Below are 19353 nucleotides of genomic sequence, written 5' to 3'. Positions count from 1 at the left end.
GAGAGGGCGACATGAAGCTGCAAGACCTGGATGTGATTATCACTGCCCCGCCAGCGCCCGGTTGGGGCGGGCGGTATTGGATATTGGTCAAGGTGACGACCGACACCGGCGTGACCGGCTGGGGGGAATGTTATGCGTCCTCCGTTGGGCCGGAAGCGATGCGCGCGGTGATCGAGGATGTTTTTGCACGGCATATGCAGGGCGAAAATCCCGAGAACATCGAGCGCATGTTCCGCCGCGCTTATTCATCGGGGTTCACACAGCGTCCTGATCTGACGGTGATGGGGGCGTTTTCAGGGCTGGAGATCGCCTGTTGGGACATTCTGGGCAAGGACCGGGACCGCCCTATCTATGCGTTGCTCGGCGGGATGATGAACGAGCGGGTGCGGGCCTATACCTATCTCTACCCGCTGCCGCAGCACAATCTGGCGGATTTCTGGACATCGCCCGAAATGGCCGCCGAGGCCGCTGCCGATTGCGTGGCGCGCGGCTATACCGCCGTAAAGTTTGATCCGGCCGGTCCCTACACCATGCGCGGCGGGCATATGCCCGCGATGAGCGACATCAGCCAGTCGGTGGCCTTTTGCAAGGCCATCCGCGAGTCGGTGGGCGACCGTGCCGATTTGCTGTTTGGCACCCACGGGCAGTTCACCACCGCAGGGGCCATTCGACTGGGTCAGGCGATCGAACCCTATAGTCCGCTGTGGTATGAAGAGCCGATCCCGCCGGACAATGTGGCCGAAATGGTGAAAGTCGCCAGGGCCGTGCGTATCCCCATCTCTACCGGCGAGCGGTTGACCACCAAGGCAGAGTTTGCCCCTGTTCTGCGCTCGGGTGCGGCGACGATTCTGCAGCCGGCACTGGGACGTGCTGGCGGCATCTGGGAGATGAAGAAGGTCGCCGCCATGGCCGAGGTCTATAACGCGCAGATGGCCCCGCATCTTTATGCAGGCCCCGTTGAATGGGCGGCCAACATCCATTTCGGCGTTTCGATCCCTAACCTACTAATGGCCGAAACCATTGAAACGCCGTTCCATGATCAACTGATCAAAGGCAGCATCAGCGTCGAAGACGGGTTCATCCCCGCTCCCACCGCCCCCGGTCTGGGGATTGAGGTGGACGAAGCGCTTGCCCGCGCGCATCCCTACACAGGGGATGGTCTTCATCTGGAAATGCAGGATGCGCCTTGCGATTACGTCAATGGCAACAATTTCGAGGGGGGAGCGCCTGCGCCCAGCGAGTAAGGCCTGAGCGCGGATACGCCATTGCAGAAAGCCTCATCGGGCGGCTGCGATCAGCGCAAAAGCGCATGCGCTGCGGCCACGATCCCCTCGCGAGAGGGCAAAGTCGCGCCATAGGCCGGGCCGGTCGCAATAAAGCTGTCTTCGGCAGTCAGACGCGCGAAGCGTTCCACTTTATGCTCAGCCATCATGGCCATCAGCGCCTCGGCCTGCCCACCCGTGCGGCGACATTCGTCGACAATCAGCACGGGCCGTGCACCGATGGCTGCAATCAGCGCTTCTTCGGGTAGTGGCGCCAACCAGCGCAGATCAATAACCCGTGCCGCGATCCCTGCTTCCGCCAGATCATGCTGCGCCTGACGGCTCAAATAATGGCCGTTGCCGTAAGTCACGATGGCCAGATCGTCGCCATCCCCGTGTACACCTACCGTGTCCAGCGGGATGTGGCTGTCGCTTGTCGGATAGTGCCGCATCCAGCCGCCATCCCCCGGCGCGAGCAGATCCCGCATTGGATAAAGCGCGATAGGTTCGACGAAAATAACCACACGCTGTTCTTCACGCGCCAGTTGGTGACAGGTCCGCAGCATTTGTGCCGCCTCGTCACCCGTGGACGGACAGGCGATAATCAGCCCCGGAATATCGCGCAGCACGGCAAGGGAGTTGTCGTTGTGGAAATGCCCGCCAAAGCCCTTTTGGTAGCCCAGCGCCGAGATGCGCACGACCATCGGATTGCTCCACTGGCCATTGCTGAAGAACGGCAAGGTTGCCGCTTCGCCCCGCAACTGGTCTTCGGCATTGTGCAAATAGGCGAGGAACTGGATTTCGGGCATCGGGATAAAGCCGTTGTGCGCCAGACCGATGGCAAGCCCCAGAATGCTTTGCTCGTCCAGCAGCGTGTCGATCACGCGGGCCGGACCGAAGCGCGCGTGCAACTTTTGCGTGACGCCGTAGTTGCCACCCTTGCGGCCCACATCCTCGCCCATCAGCAGGGTTTCGTCGTGGCTGAGCATCAGATCATGCAGCGCCCAGTTGATCAGTCGCGACATTGGCTGTGGCTGATCCATCTGCGCCATATCAGAGCCGAAGACCTCGGCCCGTTTCTCGGGACTCGGTCCGTTGGCGATTGTAACACTGCGCTTTGGCGGAATGAGGCTCGCCATGACTTGCGACGCCGATTGCAGGCGCGGGATGTCCTGCATCTCCTCAGCGGCTGTCGCCACTTGCTCGAGCGTCCGCGTATAGACGTCGATCACAGCATCCGGAGCCATTCCGCCCGCTACAAGTCCGCGCGCGGAATACAGAAGCGGATCCTGTGCCTCATCCGCTTCCACTTCCGCCTTGGGCAGATAGGAGGTCACGACGTCCGGCCCCGCATGTCCGTATAGCCGCACAGTACGCAGGTGCAGAAACGCGGGCTTGCGGTGCGTCCGCACCCAATCGGCGGCGGCTTTGACTGCGGCAAAACCGGCGAAAACATCCAAGCCATCGGCTTCAAAATATTTCAGCCCGGGTCGGGCCGACATGGAGGCTTTAACCCAACCGCTTGGCGTTTTTGTGGAAATGCCGATCCCGTTGTTCTCGCAGACAAACAACAGCGGCAGCGGCACGCCCTGGACGGCGGTCCAGCCGGCAGTATTGATCGCACCCTGCGCGGTGGAGTGATTCAGCGACGCATCCCCGAAAGAACACATCACCAAACCATCCCGCGGCAAAATCGCATGTTCAGGCCGGTTGCGCCGGGCCAATGTAACGGAATGGGCGGCCCCGACGGCTTTTGGCAGATGGCTGGCGATGGTCGAGGTTTGTGGCGGTATCATCAGCGCGCGCGAGCCGAGCACCTTATGCCGCCCACCACTGGTTGGCTCTTCTGCCGCACAAGCAAAGGACAACAGCATGTCCCGCATCATATCTGCCTGACCCGCCTTGGCCGCGCGCGCAATCTGGAACGCGGCATCGCGGTAGTGCAGAAAAGCGATGTCATCGACGCGCAGGACTTCGCCCAAAAGCGCCATGCCTTCGTGACCGGAGGAGCCAATTGTATAGAACCCCTGCCCGGCCTTTTGCATCACCCGGCTTTGCAGGTCAAGCGCACGGGACAGAACCTGGCTGCGATAGAGATCCAGCGCCATACCGGGGTCAAGCGCAGCGCTATCGGCTTGCCCCACGGGAAAATCCTGCGCGGCAACGCGGCGCAGGAAATTGTCATGTACGATAGATACGCGGTCCAAGGTCTGACGTCGCTCCAAAGAACTTTATGCCTCCGGCGGCGGTATTTCAGGCCAAAAAGAGAGAGGGGCACCCCTCGCTCTCTTTGGCCTTATATACCGTAGCGCAGGCTTTAGAAAAACGCCTGAAGGCCGGTTTGGGCGCGCCCCAGAATCAACGCGTGCACATCATGGGTGCCTTCGTATGTATTCACGGTCTCAAGGTTCATCATGTGACGGATGACCTGAAACTCGCCTGAAATGCCGTTGCCACCATGCATATCACGGGCATGACGGGCCACTTCCAGTGCCTTGCCGCAGTTGTTGCGCTTGACGATGGAAACCATCTCGGGTGCGGCGTTGGCTTCGTCCATCAGACGGCCCACTTGCAGCGAACCTTGCAGACCCAGCGAAATTTCGGTCATCATATCGGCCAGTTTCTTCTGGAACAGCTGTGTCTGCGCCAAAGGCTTGCCGAATTGTTTTCGGTCCAGACCGTACTGGCGTGCAGCATGCCAGCAGAATTCGGCAGCGCCCATCGCGCCCCAGGAAATGCCGTAACGCGCACGGTTCAGACAGCCGAAGGGGCCTTTCAGACCGGACACATGCGGCAGCAACGCTTCTTCGCTCACTTCCACACCGTCCATAACAATTTCGCCGGTGATCGAGGCGCGAAGTGACAATTTGTTGCCCACCTTCGGCGCACTGAGGCCTTTCATGCCTTTTTCCAGAACGAACCCGCGGATCTTGCCGCCATGTTCCTCGGACTTGGCCCAGACCACAAATACATCCGCGATCGGCGCATTCGAGATCCACATTTTCGACCCTGTCAGCTTGTAGCCATTGGCTGTCTTGACCGCGCGGGTTTTCATGCCCGCAGGGTCGGAACCAGCATCGGGTTCCGTCAGACCAAAGCAACCGATCCACTCGCCTGTGCACAGTTTGGGCAGATACTTTTTGCGCTGCGCTTCCGAGCCGTAGGCGTAGATCGGGTACATCACGAGACTGGCCTGCACAGACATCATCGAGCGATACCCCGAATCCACCCGCTCGACCTCGCGCGCGACCAAACCGTAAGAGACATAGTTGCCACCCAGCCCGCCGTATTCCTCGGGGATGGTGACGCCAAGAAGGCCCATATCGCCCATTTCCTTGAAGATGCCTTCGTCGGTTATTTCATTCGCGAAAGCGTCGATCACGCGCGGTTGCAGCTTTTCCTGCGCATAGGCGTGGGCGCTGTCGCGGATCATACGTTCGTCTTCGGTCAGCTGGCTGTCCAGGCGAAAGGGATCGGCCCAGTCGAATGTGCCCAGATCCGGGGCATCTTTGGCGCGTAGAATGGGGGCTTCGGCGTTCATTGCGGTTCCTCCTCAGAAAGCTTGATTTACCCTCTTATTGCAAATTTCAGCATAAAAGACTATCGCTGCTTTGTTCTGGATGTATGAGAAAAAATCATATGATTGCGCCGCGTCGTTTCCTGCCGTCCATCTCCGCGCTGCTTGCGTTCGAGGCTGTGGCCCGACTTGGCAGTGCTACCGCGGCTGCCACGGAACTGTCTCTCACACAAAGCGCGATCAGCCGCCAACTCAAGACACTTGAAGAACAATTGGATGTGGCTTTGATTGCCCGGCAAGGACGGCAATTGACGCTGACAACGGCGGGGCAAAACTATGTGACCGAAGTGCGCGAGATCCTTGGTCGGCTGGCACAGGCATCAGTTTCGGCTCGCACGAACCCCACGGGGGGCACATTGAACCTTGCCATTCTGCCTGCCTTTGGCATGCATTGGCTGGCCCCGCGTCTGCGCGACTTTGCCCAAGGGCATCCGGAAGTTACTGTAAATCTCAGCACGCGGTTGCGGCCCTTTGCCATTCAGGACAGCGCCTTCGATGCCGCGATCCACTTCGGGCACGAAGACTGGCCCGGCGTTCGGTATCTGCCTTTGATGCCCGAAACCGTTGTGCCGGTCTGCGCGCCCGATCTGCTGATGACGCCGATGGCCAACGCAGGCGATATGCTGAACCTGCCGCTGCTGCATCTTGAGACCCGACCAAAAGGATGGACACGCTGGCTGGCGGCCTTGGGGGTCGAAGCAGATCCGCCCACCGGTATGGTATTCGACCAGTTCTCGACCATGGCACAGGCGGCAATCCACGGGCTGGGCGTGGCATTGTTGCCCACGTTTTTTGCCGACCCCTATTTGCGTGACGGCCAGTTGGCCCTCGCCTCCGACCAGACCACGCAAAGCATCGGCAGCTATTATCTGGTGTGGCCTGAAGCGCGGAGCGAAGGAGCCGCTCTTTTGTCCTTTCGCCACTGGCTGGCGACACAGGCGGGTGGCGCATAACGGCCAAGATTTGGACATTTGCCGCCCGAAATACGGCAATCGGTCAAATTTCTGCCGCAATTCAGGGTTAATGACAATTTGTCTGTGACCGGGTGGGGCCGTTACAAGGAGCATTTAGATGCTGAATTCTTTCTGCAAAGGCGCTTGCGCCGCTGCTGCCATGCTGACCTTCGGGGCCGGTGCGGCACACGCCGATAACATCGAAGTCCTGATCGTCGACGGAAGCTATTTCCCGTCGGTGGTTTTTGCCACGGCGGGCGATAACATCATTTTCCGCAACCGTAGCGACGGTGCGCATGTTGTCGGGGGGCCCGACGAAGCCTGGTCGTCCGACTCGATCCCTGTCAACGGGTCCTACAGCCTGAACCTGACCCCCACGACGCCTTCTACGTTCAGCAGCATCAGCGGTTCGGCTGAAACGGCCACAGGCGAGATCGTCTTTTCCGAGGCGCCCGTCACGTCCGACTGATCCTAATCAGGCCCGACGGATGGCGGGGCGCTGGGCCCTGATGCCAGCGGTTCGATCAACGCCGGTCCTGAAGCGCGGTTAGAATTCACAGCGCGGTCCACGCGGTGCCACTGAAGCAGGTCATCTGCGCCAGGTGTCATCAAGCGGGCCGCGCCCTTTCCGCGTTCGCCAAGCCAGAGCGGCCAGTCTTGTTCATTTATGATCAAAGGCATGCGGTGATGTATGGCGTGCATCGGGGCGTTTGCCTTGGTGGTGATGGCAGCGCAGGTTGCCATTCCCTCGCCTTCGGGCGACGTCCAATTCTGCCATACGGCAGCCAACGCCAATGGCGCACCGTCCCGCCGGGTAATGAACCACGGGTCCCGGCCGCCTTCTGCGTCTTTCGTCCATTCGTAAAAGCCACTGGCAACGATCAGCCCTCGTCGCTGGCGTGCAGCATCGCGAAAAGCAGGTTTCTCCGCGAGAGTTTCAGCGCGCGCGTTGATAAGCAATGGTCCGTCTGACACCGTTTTGTACCACTTCGGCACCAGCCCCCAGCGCATTGATCCAAGCTTTCGCTGCGGCGCTTCCGAGCCTTCCTCGGCTATTGCCGTGACAATATGCACCTGATTGGTCGGACACACATTGTAATTGGGCACCTGCGGCAGATCATTTGCGGGCGAGGCAGTAAAAATCTGTGCCATGGCGTCGGGTGGCAGGGTCACGGCCATACGTCCACACATGATCTGGTCTCCTTCGCCTACGGCATGACGTTAAGGTGCCATCCTAAGACAATCGCCACGCTTTCGCAAAATTGAAGCAGGCTGTTTCACCTCCTTGACGGCTTCTGACATGGTGACGATGCCGCCTTGTGTCTAGGCCCCCTGCCATGCGACTGTTTCTACCTATCTCTGCGCTGCTATCGCGGGCTGGGCCATTTCCGAAGTCAGCATCCGCGCCTTGTTCATCGTCACCTCGGTCTCGCACGAAATGGTAATGCTATATGCCCTATGGCGCATCAGCCGCCGCGACGTGGTCGCAGATGCCAGCAAGTCGGACTTTTAACCGATCACCGCCGCCCGCACATCCAGTCTTCAGACAGCGGAAGAATCTCTGAACGACGCCGCGTCGGAGCAAACGGAGAAACTGGACACGCAAAAGGGGCACATCCAGACGGATGCGCCCCTTTGAACTATTGCAAGAAAAGCGGCCTTACTTCTCTGTAATGCGCCCGTCCGTATAGGGTGTGTAGGGCGCGTTGGCTGCAATGAATTCCGCCGTGACATCCGCAAGATCCGGGCCGAAGTCATAGGCATTGTCCGCCGTCTTGAACATCGCATAGCCGTCACCGCCATTGCGCACGTAGTTGTTGGAGACAACACCGTATGTAGCCGCCAGATCCAGCGGCATGCCGTCAACCATCACGTCGCTTACCCGCGAACCGGCTTCTGCCTTGGCATCAAAGGCAAAGGTCACGCCGGCCACCTGGGGGAAGCGGCCCGCACCTTCTTCGACCTGGGAAACACCGTTTTCAAGCGCGGCAAGGAACACCTCACCGGTCACCTGAAAGGTTGAAAGCGTATTCTGGAACGGCAGCACGGTCAGCACCTCGCCCATCGTCACCTCGCCCGCATCGATGGACGCACGAATACCGCCGCTGTTCTGGATCGCAATCTGGATGCCCTGATCAGCGACCCGTGCCAGCATCGCATCGGCAATCAGGTTGCCCATGGTGCATTCCATGGCGCGGCAGACATCGCGGTCCCCACCGATCACTTCGGCGGTTTCAGCAACCACACGATTGCGGATTTCGTTCAGCGGTCCTGCGGCCTCTGTGATGCGTGTTACGGTGCCCGAATCCTCGGTGACAGCCGCATCAAGGACCAGCGGCTCGCCTTTGGCTTCCGTGATCTTGCCTGCTTCGTCAAAGGTGACATTCAATTCGCCCAGGAATTTGCCGTAGGCATAGGCCTGCACAATCGCCGTATCCCCAACCATCGTGGGGTACGGCCCTTCAGCGCGGTCGTTTGTGTTGCTGAGCAGCGTGTTGGAATGGCCACCAACAATCACGTCCACACCTGTGGTTTCCGCCGCAACATGTTGGTCCACTGCATAAGAAGAGTGGCTTAACACGATGATTTTGTTCACACCTTCTGCGGTCAGCTTGTCCACTTCACCTTGAACCGCCGCAACCGGATCGGAGAATGTGATATTGTCACCGGGTGACGCCAGTTCATCGGTGTCTTGCGGCGTCAGACCGATCAGGCCCAACCGTTCGCCGCCACGTTCGATGATCGCGGATTTCGCAAGCGTGTCGGCCAGCAGCGGCTCGGCGGACACATCGGCATTCGACATCAGCACCGGAAAGTCGACCGCATCCATGAAGCCGCGCAAGACTTCCGGGCCATCGTCGAATTCGTGGTTGCCCACGGTCATCGCGTCATAGCCCATCTTGTTCATCATTTCGGCCGCCAGTGCACCCTTGTAATAGGTATAGAACAATGTGCCCTGAAACTGGTCACCGCCATCCACCAGGATCGCATTGTTGCTGCGGGCCCGCGCGTCCGCAATTGCGGTCACCAGACGGGCAGAGCCGCCAAAACACTCGCCCGCGGTGTTGTCCTCTGCCGCGCAGGGGCCGTCGTATTTGCTGATCGGCTCGAACCGGGCGTGAAAATCGTTGGTATGCAAAATTGTCAGTGTGTAGTCCGCCGACGCGCCACCGGCCATCAGGCCAAGGGCTGCAACACTGGTTAGGAATCGTTTCATTGGTTTTCCCCCAAATGGAATCTATGAGAGCATGGTGGCCCTCGCCTGCAATCCTGTCAAAGAAGATATGCCCCCCTGCCGTTGCGTTAGCGGTCCCATTGCCCGAAATGCGCGCAGGATTTGCGCGCCGCTACAGGATCGGCGGCTTGACCATTGGCAAGGGGGCGGGCATCACCGTTGTTATGTTGATTTTCAAGATTTTTCGCGTCGATGAATGGCAGGACCTCCGCACCCGAGGCGAGACCGAGGGCGCGCCGATCGACCTGGCGGATGGATATATCCACTTTTCGACCGCCGCGCAGGCTGCCGAAACCGCCGCCAAGCATTTTGCGGGTGCGGAGGGGCTGTTTCTGGTCGCGGTGGATGCCGATGCAGCAGGCGATGCATTAAAATGGGAAGTGTCGCGCGGCGATGCATTGTTTCCGCACCTTTACCGAAAGATGACGCTCGCCGATGTGGTTTGGGCTCAGCCCTTGCCGCTGGTAGACGGCGCACATGAATTCCCCGCAGGATTAGAAGAGGCCAGCCAATGACAGTATATCTGGATCCCGACCGCGCCCAGTTTGATGCCTTCAAGGCACTGGACCGCGAGACACCGCTCAACATGCTGAACCTTGTCAAATTTAACGACAAGGCAAACTACCCCGGCGATCACGAACTGGCCCGCGACGGGTTGAGCGGTGCCGAAGCCTATGCGCATTACGGCACACACAGTGGTCCTGTGTTGAAGAAAGTTGGCGGCGCGATCCTGTGGCGCGGTGATTTCGAAGCCACGCTGATCGGTCCCTCGGACGAGACATGGGATGCGATGTTCATTGCGCAGTACCCGAATGCCCATGCGTTTCTCGCGATGATATCCGACCCCGAATATCAACGCGCCGTGGTCCACCGCCAAGCCGCCGTTGCCACATCACGGCTGATCCGCACCCAGGGTGCCGAAGTCGGGGACGTCTTCGGATGACAGCTCTCATGGAAAGGCTTGGTCTGGCCGCTTTGCGCAAGCTGGATCCCGAAGCCGCCCATGGCCTTGCGATCCGTGCACTGCAACTGGGCCTCACGCCAACGCCGGGGCCCATTACCACGCCACGTTTGAAAACCACGCTCGCCGGCATCACCTTGCCCAACCCCGTGGGCCTTGCTGCCGGGTTCGACAAGAACGCCACAGCGATTGCGCCGCTGTCGCGCAGCGGTTTCGGCTTTGTCGAAGTGGGGGCCGCCACGCCCCTGCCCCAGCCCGGCAACCCCAAACCACGGCTCTTTCGTCTGACCGAAGACCGTGCCGCGATCAACCGTTTCGGGTTTAACAACGAAGGCGCGCAGGCAATCTGCGACCGGCTGGCGCGGCGCGGCGCTGGCGTGCCGGTAGGACTGAACCTTGGGGCCAACAAGACCAGCACGGACCGCGCTGCCGATTTCGCCGCCGTGATGGTCGCCGCCCGCGATCATGTGGATTTCGCCACGGTCAATGTGTCATCTCCCAACACCGAGAAGCTGCGGGATTTGCAGGGCAAAGCCGCTTTGGCCGCTTTGCTGGAAGGCGTAATGGATGTGCGCGGGGCCACGCCGGTCTTCCTGAAAATCGCACCTGACCTGACCGAAGCCGAACTGGCCGACGTGGCGCAGGTGGCGCAGGACGCGCGGGTCGCGGCGATCATCGCCACCAACACAACGCTCGACCGCGAAGGGTTACACGGGCCGCACCGCGCCGAGGCAGGCGGACTGTCCGGCAGGCCGCTCTTTGACAAATCCACCCGCATTCTGGCGCGGTTGGCACGTCTGACGGACATCCCGCTGATCGGTGTGGGCGGCATTGCTACTGCCGAAGACGCCTATGCCAAAATCTGCGCCGGGGCCTCTGCCGTTCAGCTTTATACCGCGCTGGTGTACGGCGGGATCTCGCTGGCGTCGGATATACCCAAAGGTTTGGAGGCTCTGCTGAAAAAGGACGGCTTCGCCACCGTGGCCGATGCAGTCGGCTGCCGCAAAGAGGCGTGGGCATGATCGCCCTGTGGCACAACCCGCGCTGCTCTAAATCGCGGCAAGCATTGGCGTTGTTACAGGACGCCGGTGCTGATGTGCAGGTCCGGCGCTATCTCGAAGACGCGCCCAGCGCCGATGAGATCGAAGCCATGCGGCAGGCGCTCGGCGGCATCCCCGCCATGCAGATGATGCGCACCGGCGAGAAGCTGTTTCGCGAGCTGGGTCTCGCCAAAGACATGAGCGACGTTGATGCGGTCGCCGCGATGGCGGCGCATCCGATCCTGATCGAACGGCCCCTTGCTTCGACCGGCACCAAAGCCGTTATTGGCCGCCCTCCCGAAGACGTGCTGCAATTGGTCTGATCAGGGTTATATGGACCACGGTTGATAGACGATGATCATACAACGAATGGCTAACGCACAGCAGCAATCACAGAACGTTCAAGCGCCGGATACCGCAGCCACAGCGTCAATCCGCGCACCACGAAAGCAATCAGCATCGCAGACCACAGCCCGTGGTTGCCCAAAGACGGCACAAGGGTCAGCACCGCGACCACATAGACGGCAAAGGACACTGCCATCATGTTGCGCATGTCCCGCGACCTTGTGGCACCGATAAAGATGCCGTCCAGCATAAAGGCCCCCACTCCTGCCAGCGGCACCAGCACCAGATAGGGCAGATACACACGCGCGGCGGTCTGCACCTCGGGCGCTTTGGTCATCAGATCAATGATCATCGGCCCCAGCATCCAGAATGCCACCGTGAGCAGGAGCGCCGTGATGCCGGCCCAGAAAGACGCCATCACCGCCCCCCGTCTGAGGGCTGCGCGCTGCCGTGCACCAACCGCATGGCCGACCAGCGCCTCGGCTGCAAAGGCAAACCCGTCAAGGCCGAAGGCGGTGATCATCAAGAACTGCATCAGAACCTGATTGGCCGCGAGGGTCACATCGCCCAGGTCGGACCCCATGAACATGAAGGAGACGAACATCGCCTCCAACAAGAGTGAGCGGATCAGGATGTCGGTGTTCAGTTTGGCCATCCGCACCCATCGTATCCGGTCGAACACCTGTACCCAATTGCGCCAGTGCGGCCCGGCAAAGGCGGCACGGCAGCACCACAGCCCCATGGCCGCACCGCTCCATTCCGCAAGGAATGTGGCAAAGGCCACGCCCTGCACGCCCCAGCCCAGCCCCATGACAAACCAGATATCCAAAACGATATTCAGGCCATTCATCCAAAGCTGAATGACCAGCACCGCCCGCGTCCGCTCCTGTGCGATCAGCCAGCCGGTGATCGCATAAAGCGAGATGGCCGCGGGCGCGGACCAGATGCGGATCGCCATATATTGACGGGCGAGCCTCTCGACCTCTGCCGATGCAGGCGAAACTGCGAAGGCCGCGTAGAATAACAATGCTTGCAGCATGATGATTGCGACGCCAGCGCCCAGCCCAATCAGCAGGCCCCGCGTGAGAAGCGCCGCGACTTCGGGCACATCCTCGTTCCCGGCGGCCTGCGCGGTCAGGCCAACAGTGCCCATGCGCAGAAACCCGAAAACCCAGTAGAACGCCGATAGTATGATGGCCCCGATGCCCACGGCACCGATGGGCGCTGCCAACCCCATCTGGCCGACCACGCCGGTGTCTACCGCCCCAAGGATCGGCACAGTGGCATTCGACAGAACAATCGGCAAAGCGATGTTCAGAACACGGCGATGGGTGATCTGAGGGGCTGCCGGGCGCTCTGCGCCCGCCGGTGCCGCCACCTAGCTTTCCTGCCGCGGCATCACGAAATGCCCGGTAGCCTGCGCGTACAGACGGCTGCGGTTATCCTGCCACGCTTCGACCGTCACACTGGCATAGCGGCGTCCTGCGCGGGTGATGCGCGCGCGCGCGTAAGCATCGCGCGGCAGCCCCGACCGGAGGTAATCCACCGTAAAGTCGATTGTCTTGGGCATGCGTGGTAGGTGGTTGTGATCAATGTTCTCGGTCTCAAGCGCCCCGCTTTCCATCCGTTCCCACAAATTTGTCCAGCTCAGCGAAATGATCGCTGTCACCTCCAGAAAGGCCGAGGTTGCCCCGCCATGCAGCGCGGGCAGGATCGGATTGCCGATCAGCTCTTCTTTGAAAGGCAGGATCGCCGTCAGTTCGTCCCCGCGACGTTCAAATTCAATTCCCAGAAACTGGATGTAGGGCACACCCTCAACGAGCGCTTTCAGCACCCCGTCGCGACGTTGTTTGACGATTTGCACAGGCTCAGGACGTTTGATCATGCACTTGCCCCCGCTGTAAAGGTGCCCGTGGCCATCGCGACCGGCACGTCCGTGTCCTCATCCGTGGCCGTGGCCCGCACAAAGGCGACCGAGCGGGTGACGTGATAGCAGGTTGCCGTCGCCGTGATCCGCTGTCCCGGTGTGGCCGCACGCAGATATTCGATACGCAGGTCGATTGTTGCAGTGCCGGGTGGATTGCTTGGATGGCTCATCACTGCAGCACCACAGCAGGTATCTAGCAAAGCGGAGACGGCACCACCGTGCACAACGCCTGTTCGCGGGTCGCCAATGATTTTCTCCGAGTAAGGCATGGAAAGAACCGCAGTACCCGCATCGAGATCATCCAGTGTCATGCCAAGCGCTACCGCGTGGGGCAAAGCCTGAATGAACTGCCCCGCAAGTTTAATTTTATTCGACATATGGGTGGTCCTTTGGGCACTTTGGCCCTTTATCTCCCCCTGTTCGGGCAAGGGCAAGGGGACCTGTTGCGCTTGCCTCTGCATCGTCCTAGCTTATGCTTCCGGAAAGGGGACAAGCATGGCAGATGATCGTTTGACGTTCAAAGAAATGTGCGCTGCATTCGACGTGACACCACGCACGCTGCGCTATTACGAATACATCGAACTGCTTCAGCCGGACCGCGAGGGCCGCGCCCGATTCTATGGACCGCGTGAAATTGCCCGGATGAAACTCATCATGCGCGGTCGCAAATTCGGTTTTGCCCTTGAGGGCATCCGCCAATGGCTGATGATTTACGAGAAAGACGGCACCGAGGCCCAGATGCAGGCCTGGTTGAAAAGCGCGGACAGACAGTTGCTTGAACTGGCAGACCAACGCGCCCAGTTGGAAGAAGCCATCGATGAATTGCGCCAATCCCGCGAAGATACCGCTGCGGCCCTTGCTGATATGGCAAGCGCACGTTCCGGCGCCTGACGCGCGGACTGCGAGAGCCTAGTTTGTATGTCCGGATGTCGGGCTGATCTTGGCCGCCAGCCGGTCGATCTGGGCGGCGGCCATCATCAAATCGGCAACCAGATGGCTGGGAATACGCTCGGCCAGATCAAAGGCCGCTGTCTCGACCAGCGCTGTCGCCTGACGCAGGTCAGCAAGCGCACGAAGCCGCGCTGCATCCGACGGATCGGGACCATAGAAGTGTTGGGGCATGACGCGCTTTCTGGAAAAACTAGGAATGGGAGAGAATTCGCAGCGACCTACTCCACAAATCGCACTGTGGCATGTCACGCAACTGCGCCACATCTGACCCGGACCGGAAATGTCCCGATCAATCGGTATCTATCGGTCTGTCGATCAAACCCGACCCCATGGCAAGCACCGCGGCAGACGTCCGGTCGTGTACATGCAGTTTATCAAACATCCGCCGGGTCATTGTGTCCACAGTATGCCGCGAGATGCCCAATATTTCCGCTATGACAGAATTGCTTTTGCCGCGCACAATCCAGCGCAGCACATCAATCTCGCGCGGAGAAAGGTCTGTCTTTTGCCGGCGCTCCCGTGTGATTTCGCAGTAGCGCAGATGCCCCATCTGCGCGACAGTCTGAAAATTGAAAATCTCGCGGTCCGACAGGTCAGGGACCCGATCTCCGAACCCGAAACCAACGCAGGCGTTCAACATATTGGGGCCGTACACCGGGATCACCAGACCGTCGCCGGGTACGTTTCGTGCGCGCTCTTCTAAAAAGTCCTGCTGCTCGGGGCGCAATGCCCAGAAGCTTCCGGTCTGTGACCACAGGAACGGGCGCTGTAACCGCATAGCGGTTTTGGGGATCGGATCAAACCGGCGCAATCTTTCCATAACGTAGTGCTTGACCCAGGCATCCGGGAACCCTTTTTGCACGATGTGTGAGAAATGAGTGCCCTGCCGTACCCGCTCAGTTGTATTGTAGTCGACGATCCTGATGCCCTGCGACCCAAGATACTCTGTGCTGAGCGACCACAAATCTGCCAGCCGTGTCACCCCACCACACATGGTGACGAAATACTCAATCGACAATTTCTGTGCCATTGCGCCTCCTTGATGCCGATGATTCCGCCCTGCTGCAACTTTTCTAACGCACCATCCTACAAGCGCCCAGCGTTTCACGCTCAAATAGAAATGATTATGCGCAGCGCAGCATGTTTCCTTAATCGTCCGGTCCTAAACGACATGGCACCAAGCCATTCCGAACCACTACGACTGCGTTACCTTCGCATCCGCTACGTCAACTTTGAATGTGACGTGACGTCCCAGTTACGTCAACGTGAACAGGTATTGTATGGCGGCTTCAAGCATCACACATCGGCGTCAGAAACACAGCTGTTGTATCCATTTGATGAGAGTATGAGAGATGACGACCGATATGATGACGATCCGCCAAATGTGCGACGCATTCGAAGTAACGCCCCGCACTTTGCGGTTCTACGAAGCTAAGGAGCTCCTGTTTCCAGAGCGTCAGGGCCAGAAGCGTCTGTTCACCAAGCGCGACCGCGCGCGGCTCAAGCTGATCCTGCGCGGCAAGCGCTTTGGCTTCAGCCTCGAGGAAATTCGGCAGTTGCTCGACCTTTATCATAAGGGTGACCAGCAACAGACCCAGATCACCCGCGCCTATGACATCGCCCGCGACCGCCTGGCCGATCTTGAATCCCAGCGTCAGGAAATGGATGCGGCCATTGATGATCTGAAAGAACAACTCAAATGGGGGGAAAAGATGATTGCCTCCATGAAGCAAACACGGACTGCTGCTGAATAAACCCCGCCGCACGTCCACCGACACACCATCAGGGAGAGCCACCATGCCATCTTATACAGCACCCACGAGGGATATGCAGTTCGTACTGCACGACGTTCTGAAAATCTCCGAAGCCAAGACGCCCGGTTATGATGATCTGGAACCCGATTTCACGTCTGCCATCCTTGAAGAAGCGGGCAAGCTGACATCCGAGGTCATCGCCCCCCTGAACGTGATCGGTGACACCGAAGGCTGCCGTCTGGAGAATGGCGTGGTCTACACGCCCACCGGATTCAAGGACGCTTTTGAGAAAGTGAAAGAAGGCGGCTGGCCCGGTCTGGACATGCCAGAGCAATATGGCGGGCAGAACATGCCGCAGGTTATCGGCTCAGCCGTAGGAGAGATGTTTTCGGCGGCAAACCAGGCCTTTACCATGTATCAGGGTCTGACCCACGGTGCGGCATCGGCGATCCTTGCACATGGGACCGACCAGCAGAAAGATACCTTCCTGCCCAAGATGGTCTCTTGTGACTGGACCGGCACCATGAACCTGACAGAGCCGCATTGCGGCACCGATCTGGGCATGATGCGCACCAAAGCCGCGCCTCAGCCGGATGGCAGCTACAAGATCACCGGTCAGAAAATCTTCATTTCTTCGGGTGAGCATGACATGGCCGACAACATCATCCATCTGGTGCTGGCCAAGATCGAAGGCGGCCCCGAAGGCATCAAGGGCGTGTCTCTGTTCATCGTGCCCAAGTTCAACGTGAACGAAGACGGCTCGTTGGGCGAGCGTAACGGCGCGACTGTCGGCTCCATCGAGGACAAGATGGGTATCCACGGCAACTCTACATGCGTGATGAACTACGATGAAGCCACCGGCTTCCTTCTGGGCGAAGAGCACAAAGGCATGCGCGCCATGTTCACCATGATGAACGAAGCCCGTCTGGGTGTCGGCATGCAGGGTCTGGCTCAGGCCGACGTCGCGTATCAGAACGCGTTGGAATATGCGAAGGACCGCTTGCAGGGCCGCGCTGTCACCGGAGCCGAAGCCCCCGACAAACCAGCCGATCCGCTGATTGTGCATCCCGATATCCGCCGTTCTTTGATGGAACAGAAATCCTTTGTCGAAGGCGCACGTGCGTTTATCCTCTGGGGTGCCACCATGATCGACGCGGCTCACCGCTCGGGTGACAAGGATGCTGATGGTCTGGTGTCGTTGCTGACGCCGGTGATCAAAGGGTTCCTGACCGATGTCGGCTATGACATGACCGTAAAGGCTCAGCAGGTCTACGGTGGCCACGGCTATATTGAAGAATGGGGCATGTCCCAGTTCACCCGCGACGCACGTATCGCCATGATCTACGAAGGTGCAAACGGCGTTCAGGCACTTGATCTGGTGGGTCGGAAGCTGGCTCAGGATGGCGGCAAGCACGTTATGGCCTTCTTTGATCTGGTCAAATCCTTCATCAAGGACAACGGAGGCGCGGATGCGGCATTCGACAAGGACTTCATGGAACCGCTGAAAGCCGCCAGCAAGGATTTGCAAGCGGCTGGCATGTACTTCATGCAGAACGGGATGAAAAATCCGAACCATGCTTTGGCGGGGTCGAATGACTTCATGCATATGTTTGGCCAGGTCTGCCTTGGCCTGATGTGGGCCAAGATGGGTCTGGCGGCAAAAACCGCGCTTGACGCTGGCACCTCTGACGCGGTGTTCTACGAGACCAAACTGACCACAGGCCGCTACTATATGGCACGCCAACTGCCTGCCACGGCGCTGCACCTGACGCGCATCCAATCGGGTGCCGACACAGTGATGGCGCTGGACGCGGCAAACTTCTAAGCTGGGGGTGGCGGGGCCTGCCCCGCCCCGCTCAATCCGGAGAGACTTGTGCCCAAACGCTTTCGCCTGACCCGCCGCTTTCCCGTCGCCATGACCGAAGACGGCTACCGCGCCTTGAAGAGATTTAGCGCCGAAGCAGGGCTGGACGAAGGTGAGGCCCTGTCCTTTCTGTTCGAGAATTTCGGGTCGGTGATGAACGAGGAAAACCTGACCGCAAGGCTCAGGTTGTTCAACGCCGAGTTGGAAGACCGGAAACGTTAAGCGACCTTGGGGGAGGACACGATGAAAGACATGACCACGCCAAAATCCATCTGGATGACCGAAGAGCACCAGATGCTTGCCGAGATGACGGCGAATTTCATCAACACCGAATGGGCTCCCAAGTTCGAGAAATGGCGCAATCAGTCGGAAATGGACCGCGACATATGGCAAGAGGCCGGTGCGCTCGGTCTGCTTTGCGCGTCGATCCCCGAGGAATACGGCGGCGCGGGTGGTGATTTCGGGCACGACGCCGCGATCTTTATCGAAAGCGCACGCGCCAATCTGGCCAGCTGGGGCAACAACATCCATTCCGGCATCGTCGCGCATTACGTTCTGGCCTATGGCACTGAAGATCAGAAAAAACGCTGGCTGCCCAAGATGGCGTCGGGTGAAATGGTCGGCGCTTTGGCAATGACCGAACCCTCTACCGGATCGGATGTGCAGGCGATCAAGACCAAGGCCGTGCGTGAGGGCAATGCCTACCGCCTGTCGGGGCAGAAAACCTTTATCACCAACGGCCAACACGCCAATCTGATCATCGTAGCGGCCAAGACAAACCCCGAGGAAGGCTCCAAAGGCGTGTCTTTGGTGGTTGTGGAAACCGATGGGGCTGCAGGCTTTCAGCGGGGCCGCAACCTCGACAAGATCGGCAAACACGCCTCAGACACGTCAGAGCTGTTCTTTGACAACGTGGAAATTCCGCCTGAAAACATTCTCGGCCAGCAGGAAGGCCAGGGCTTCTACCAGATGATGCAGCAATTGCCGCAAGAACGTCTGATCATCGCCTGCGAAGCCGTGGGTGCGATGGAAGGGGCCGTCGAACGCACCATCAAATACTGCAAAGAACGCGAAGCCTTCGGCGGCCCGCTGACCCAATTCCAGAACACCCGCTTCAAGCTGGCGGAATGCAAAACCAAAACCGCCGTGGCCCGCGCTTTCCTTGATCAATGCATGGCCGAACACCTGCGCGGCGAACTGACCGTAGACCGCGCCGCAATGGCCAAATACTGGCTGACGGATACCCAGGGCGAAGTATTGGACGAATGCTTGCAGCTGCATGGCGGCTACGGGTTTATGCAAGAATATGCCATCGCCGAAATGTGGACCGACGCCCGCGTCCAGCGCATCTACGGCGGCACCAACGAAATTATGAAGGAACTGATTGCGCGCAACTTGTGACGCGCGCCTGCCGCAAAAGACAGCGTCGGATATTTGAAAAAGGGTGAAGACAGGGTGCATCGCCCCATTTCACCTTTTTAAAA

The 19353-nt window shown here is 59.3% G+C and carries 21 protein-coding genes; 12 read left to right on the top strand and 9 right to left on the bottom strand.

Annotated features, from left to right (window positions below; all coding sequences use genetic code 11):
- Positions 1-11: 11 nt before the first annotated feature.
- The gene (locus Z945_RS0103655; protein ID WP_025050766.1) at positions 12-1244 is read left to right on the top strand and encodes a mandelate racemase/muconate lactonizing enzyme family protein; all 1233 of its coding nucleotides are present in this window, start codon (positions 12-14) and stop codon (positions 1242-1244) included.
- Positions 1245-1294: 50 nt separating this feature from the next.
- On the opposite strand, the gene Z945_RS0103650 is transcribed toward Z945_RS0103655, so the two are convergent.
- Together Z945_RS0103650 and Z945_RS0103645 are read right to left on the bottom strand one after the other, a co-directional pair.
- On the bottom strand, positions 1295-3469 hold the full coding sequence (locus Z945_RS0103650) for a thiamine pyrophosphate-dependent enzyme (protein ID WP_025050765.1): 2175 nt from the start codon (positions 3467-3469) through the stop codon (positions 1295-1297).
- Positions 3470-3579: 110 nt separating this feature from the next.
- A complete protein-coding gene (locus Z945_RS0103645; protein WP_025050764.1) occupies positions 3580-4803 on the bottom strand; it encodes an acyl-CoA dehydrogenase in 1224 nt (407 codons plus the stop codon).
- A 98-nt stretch (positions 4804-4901) separates the two neighbouring features.
- On the opposite strand from Z945_RS0103645, the gene Z945_RS0103640 reads away from it, so the two are divergent.
- Complete coding sequence (locus tag Z945_RS0103640; RefSeq protein WP_025050763.1) at positions 4902-5792, top strand: LysR substrate-binding domain-containing protein; 891 nt, start codon at positions 4902-4904, stop codon at positions 5790-5792.
- A 118-nt stretch (positions 5793-5910) separates the two neighbouring features.
- On the top strand, positions 5911-6261 hold the full coding sequence (locus Z945_RS0103635) for a cupredoxin domain-containing protein (protein WP_025050762.1): 351 nt from the start codon (positions 5911-5913) through the stop codon (positions 6259-6261).
- A gap of 2 nt (positions 6262-6263) precedes the next feature.
- On the opposite strand, the gene Z945_RS0103630 is transcribed toward Z945_RS0103635, so the two are convergent.
- Both Z945_RS0103630 and Z945_RS0103625 read right to left on the bottom strand, forming a co-directional pair.
- On the bottom strand, positions 6264-6983 hold the full coding sequence (locus Z945_RS0103630) for an SOS response-associated peptidase (RefSeq protein WP_025050761.1): 720 nt from the start codon (positions 6981-6983) through the stop codon (positions 6264-6266).
- Between the two features lie 469 nt (positions 6984-7452).
- A complete protein-coding gene (locus Z945_RS0103625; RefSeq protein ID WP_025050760.1) occupies positions 7453-9009 on the bottom strand; it encodes a bifunctional metallophosphatase/5'-nucleotidase in 1557 nt (518 codons plus the stop codon).
- 182 nt (positions 9010-9191) lie between these two features.
- Here Z945_RS0103625 and Z945_RS0103620 point away from each other — a divergent pair, with 182 nt between their 5' ends.
- From Z945_RS0103620 to arsC, 4 genes are read left to right on the top strand one after another with little or no spacing between them, the layout of a single operon-like run.
- A complete protein-coding gene (locus Z945_RS0103620) occupies positions 9192-9542 on the top strand; it encodes a DUF952 domain-containing protein (RefSeq protein WP_025050759.1) in 351 nt (116 codons plus the stop codon).
- On the top strand, positions 9539-9970 hold the full coding sequence (locus Z945_RS0103615) for a DUF1330 domain-containing protein (RefSeq protein ID WP_025050758.1): 432 nt from the start codon (positions 9539-9541) through the stop codon (positions 9968-9970). Before Z945_RS0103620 ends, Z945_RS0103615 begins: the two co-directional genes overlap by 4 nt.
- Positions 9967-11010: a quinone-dependent dihydroorotate dehydrogenase gene (locus tag Z945_RS0103610; RefSeq protein ID WP_025050757.1), complete on the top strand. Its 1044-nt coding sequence runs from the start codon at positions 9967-9969 to the stop codon at positions 11008-11010. The genes Z945_RS0103615 and Z945_RS0103610 overlap by 4 nt, the downstream gene beginning before the upstream one ends.
- Entirely contained in the window at positions 11007-11351 is a 345-nt protein-coding gene (arsC, locus tag Z945_RS0103605) for an arsenate reductase (glutaredoxin) (protein WP_025050756.1), read from the top strand. Before Z945_RS0103610 ends, arsC begins: the two co-directional genes overlap by 4 nt.
- Positions 11352-11401: 50 nt before the next feature.
- On the opposite strand, the gene Z945_RS0103600 is transcribed toward arsC, so the two are convergent.
- The 3 genes from Z945_RS0103600 to Z945_RS0103590 are packed head-to-tail and all read right to left on the bottom strand — an operon-like array spanning position 11402 to position 13677.
- The gene (locus tag Z945_RS0103600; protein ID WP_025050755.1) at positions 11402-12751 is read right to left on the bottom strand and encodes an MATE family efflux transporter; all 1350 of its coding nucleotides are present in this window, start codon (positions 12749-12751) and stop codon (positions 11402-11404) included.
- Positions 12752-13258, bottom strand: a complete 507-nt coding sequence (locus Z945_RS0103595; RefSeq protein WP_025050754.1) for a PaaI family thioesterase — start codon at positions 13256-13258, stop codon at positions 12752-12754.
- Positions 13255-13677, bottom strand: a complete 423-nt coding sequence (locus Z945_RS0103590) for a PaaI family thioesterase (protein WP_025050753.1) — start codon at positions 13675-13677, stop codon at positions 13255-13257. Before Z945_RS0103590 ends, Z945_RS0103595 begins: the two co-directional genes overlap by 4 nt.
- Before the next feature lie 118 nt (positions 13678-13795).
- Between Z945_RS0103590 and Z945_RS0103585 the strand changes: the two genes are divergently transcribed.
- Positions 13796-14191: a MerR family transcriptional regulator gene (locus Z945_RS0103585; protein WP_025050752.1), complete on the top strand. Its 396-nt coding sequence runs from the start codon at positions 13796-13798 to the stop codon at positions 14189-14191.
- A gap of 18 nt (positions 14192-14209) precedes the next feature.
- Here the strand turns inward: Z945_RS0103585 and Z945_RS0103580 are convergent, their stop codons facing one another.
- Positions 14210-14422, bottom strand: coding sequence for a hypothetical protein (locus Z945_RS0103580; RefSeq protein ID WP_025050751.1), 213 nt, complete (start codon positions 14420-14422; stop codon positions 14210-14212).
- Between the two features lie 118 nt (positions 14423-14540).
- Positions 14541-15281 carry a helix-turn-helix transcriptional regulator gene (locus Z945_RS0103575; protein WP_025050750.1) on the bottom strand — a complete coding sequence of 247 codons (741 nt, stop codon included), beginning with the start codon at positions 15279-15281 and terminating at the stop codon, positions 14541-14543.
- A gap of 322 nt (positions 15282-15603) precedes the next feature.
- Here Z945_RS0103575 and Z945_RS0103570 point away from each other — a divergent pair, with 322 nt between their 5' ends.
- Genes Z945_RS0103570 through Z945_RS0103555 form a run of 4 tightly spaced genes read left to right on the top strand, consistent with a single transcriptional unit; the run spans position 15604 to position 19270 of the window.
- Positions 15604-16005: a MerR family transcriptional regulator gene (locus tag Z945_RS0103570; RefSeq protein WP_025050749.1), complete on the top strand. Its 402-nt coding sequence runs from the start codon at positions 15604-15606 to the stop codon at positions 16003-16005.
- A 43-nt stretch (positions 16006-16048) separates the two neighbouring features.
- A complete protein-coding gene (locus Z945_RS0103565; protein ID WP_025050748.1) occupies positions 16049-17830 on the top strand; it encodes an acyl-CoA dehydrogenase C-terminal domain-containing protein in 1782 nt (593 codons plus the stop codon).
- 48 nt (positions 17831-17878) lie between these two features.
- Positions 17879-18091, top strand: coding sequence for a hypothetical protein (locus tag Z945_RS0103560; protein ID WP_025050747.1), 213 nt, complete (start codon positions 17879-17881; stop codon positions 18089-18091).
- Positions 18092-18121: 30 nt separating this feature from the next.
- Positions 18122-19270 carry an acyl-CoA dehydrogenase family protein gene (locus Z945_RS0103555; protein WP_025050746.1) on the top strand — a complete coding sequence of 383 codons (1149 nt, stop codon included), beginning with the start codon at positions 18122-18124 and terminating at the stop codon, positions 19268-19270.
- Positions 19271-19353 lie beyond the last annotated feature (83 nt).

Source organism: Sulfitobacter noctilucae (genome assembly GCF_000622365.1).
Lineage (GTDB): Bacteria > Pseudomonadota > Alphaproteobacteria > Rhodobacterales > Rhodobacteraceae > Sulfitobacter > Sulfitobacter noctilucae.
The sequence above is the reverse complement of the archived record's forward strand: the minus strand, read 5'-3'. Positions and strand labels throughout refer to the sequence as shown.

Coding starts and splice junctions, on each gene's coding strand:
- Z945_RS0103625 (WP_025050760.1), bottom strand. CDS start 9,009: ATGAAACGATTCCTAACCAGTGTTGCAGCCCTTGGCCTGATGGCCGGT.
- Z945_RS0103555 (WP_025050746.1), top strand. CDS start 18,122: ATGACCACGCCAAAATCCATCTGGATGACCGAAGAGCACCAGATGCTT.
- Z945_RS0103610 (WP_025050757.1), top strand. CDS start 9,967: ATGACAGCTCTCATGGAAAGGCTTGGTCTGGCCGCTTTGCGCAAGCTG.
- Z945_RS0103620 (WP_025050759.1), top strand. CDS start 9,192: ATGTTGATTTTCAAGATTTTTCGCGTCGATGAATGGCAGGACCTCCGC.
- Z945_RS0103590 (WP_025050753.1), bottom strand. CDS start 13,677: ATGTCGAATAAAATTAAACTTGCGGGGCAGTTCATTCAGGCTTTGCCC.
- Z945_RS0103645 (WP_025050764.1), bottom strand. CDS start 4,803: ATGAACGCCGAAGCCCCCATTCTACGCGCCAAAGATGCCCCGGATCTG.
- Z945_RS0103630 (WP_025050761.1), bottom strand. CDS start 6,983: ATGTGTGGACGTATGGCCGTGACCCTGCCACCCGACGCCATGGCACAG.
- Z945_RS0103635 (WP_025050762.1), top strand. CDS start 5,911: ATGCTGAATTCTTTCTGCAAAGGCGCTTGCGCCGCTGCTGCCATGCTG.
- Z945_RS0103580 (WP_025050751.1), bottom strand. CDS start 14,422: ATGCCCCAACACTTCTATGGTCCCGATCCGTCGGATGCAGCGCGGCTT.
- Z945_RS0103655 (WP_025050766.1), top strand. CDS start 12: ATGAAGCTGCAAGACCTGGATGTGATTATCACTGCCCCGCCAGCGCCC.
- Z945_RS0103575 (WP_025050750.1), bottom strand. CDS start 15,281: ATGGCACAGAAATTGTCGATTGAGTATTTCGTCACCATGTGTGGTGGG.
- arsC (WP_025050756.1), top strand. CDS start 11,007: ATGATCGCCCTGTGGCACAACCCGCGCTGCTCTAAATCGCGGCAAGCA.
- Z945_RS0103640 (WP_025050763.1), top strand. CDS start 4,902: ATGATTGCGCCGCGTCGTTTCCTGCCGTCCATCTCCGCGCTGCTTGCG.
- Z945_RS0103570 (WP_025050749.1), top strand. CDS start 15,604: ATGACGACCGATATGATGACGATCCGCCAAATGTGCGACGCATTCGAA.
- Z945_RS0103585 (WP_025050752.1), top strand. CDS start 13,796: ATGGCAGATGATCGTTTGACGTTCAAAGAAATGTGCGCTGCATTCGAC.
- Z945_RS0103615 (WP_025050758.1), top strand. CDS start 9,539: ATGACAGTATATCTGGATCCCGACCGCGCCCAGTTTGATGCCTTCAAG.
- Z945_RS0103595 (WP_025050754.1), bottom strand. CDS start 13,258: ATGATCAAACGTCCTGAGCCTGTGCAAATCGTCAAACAACGTCGCGAC.
- Z945_RS0103565 (WP_025050748.1), top strand. CDS start 16,049: ATGCCATCTTATACAGCACCCACGAGGGATATGCAGTTCGTACTGCAC.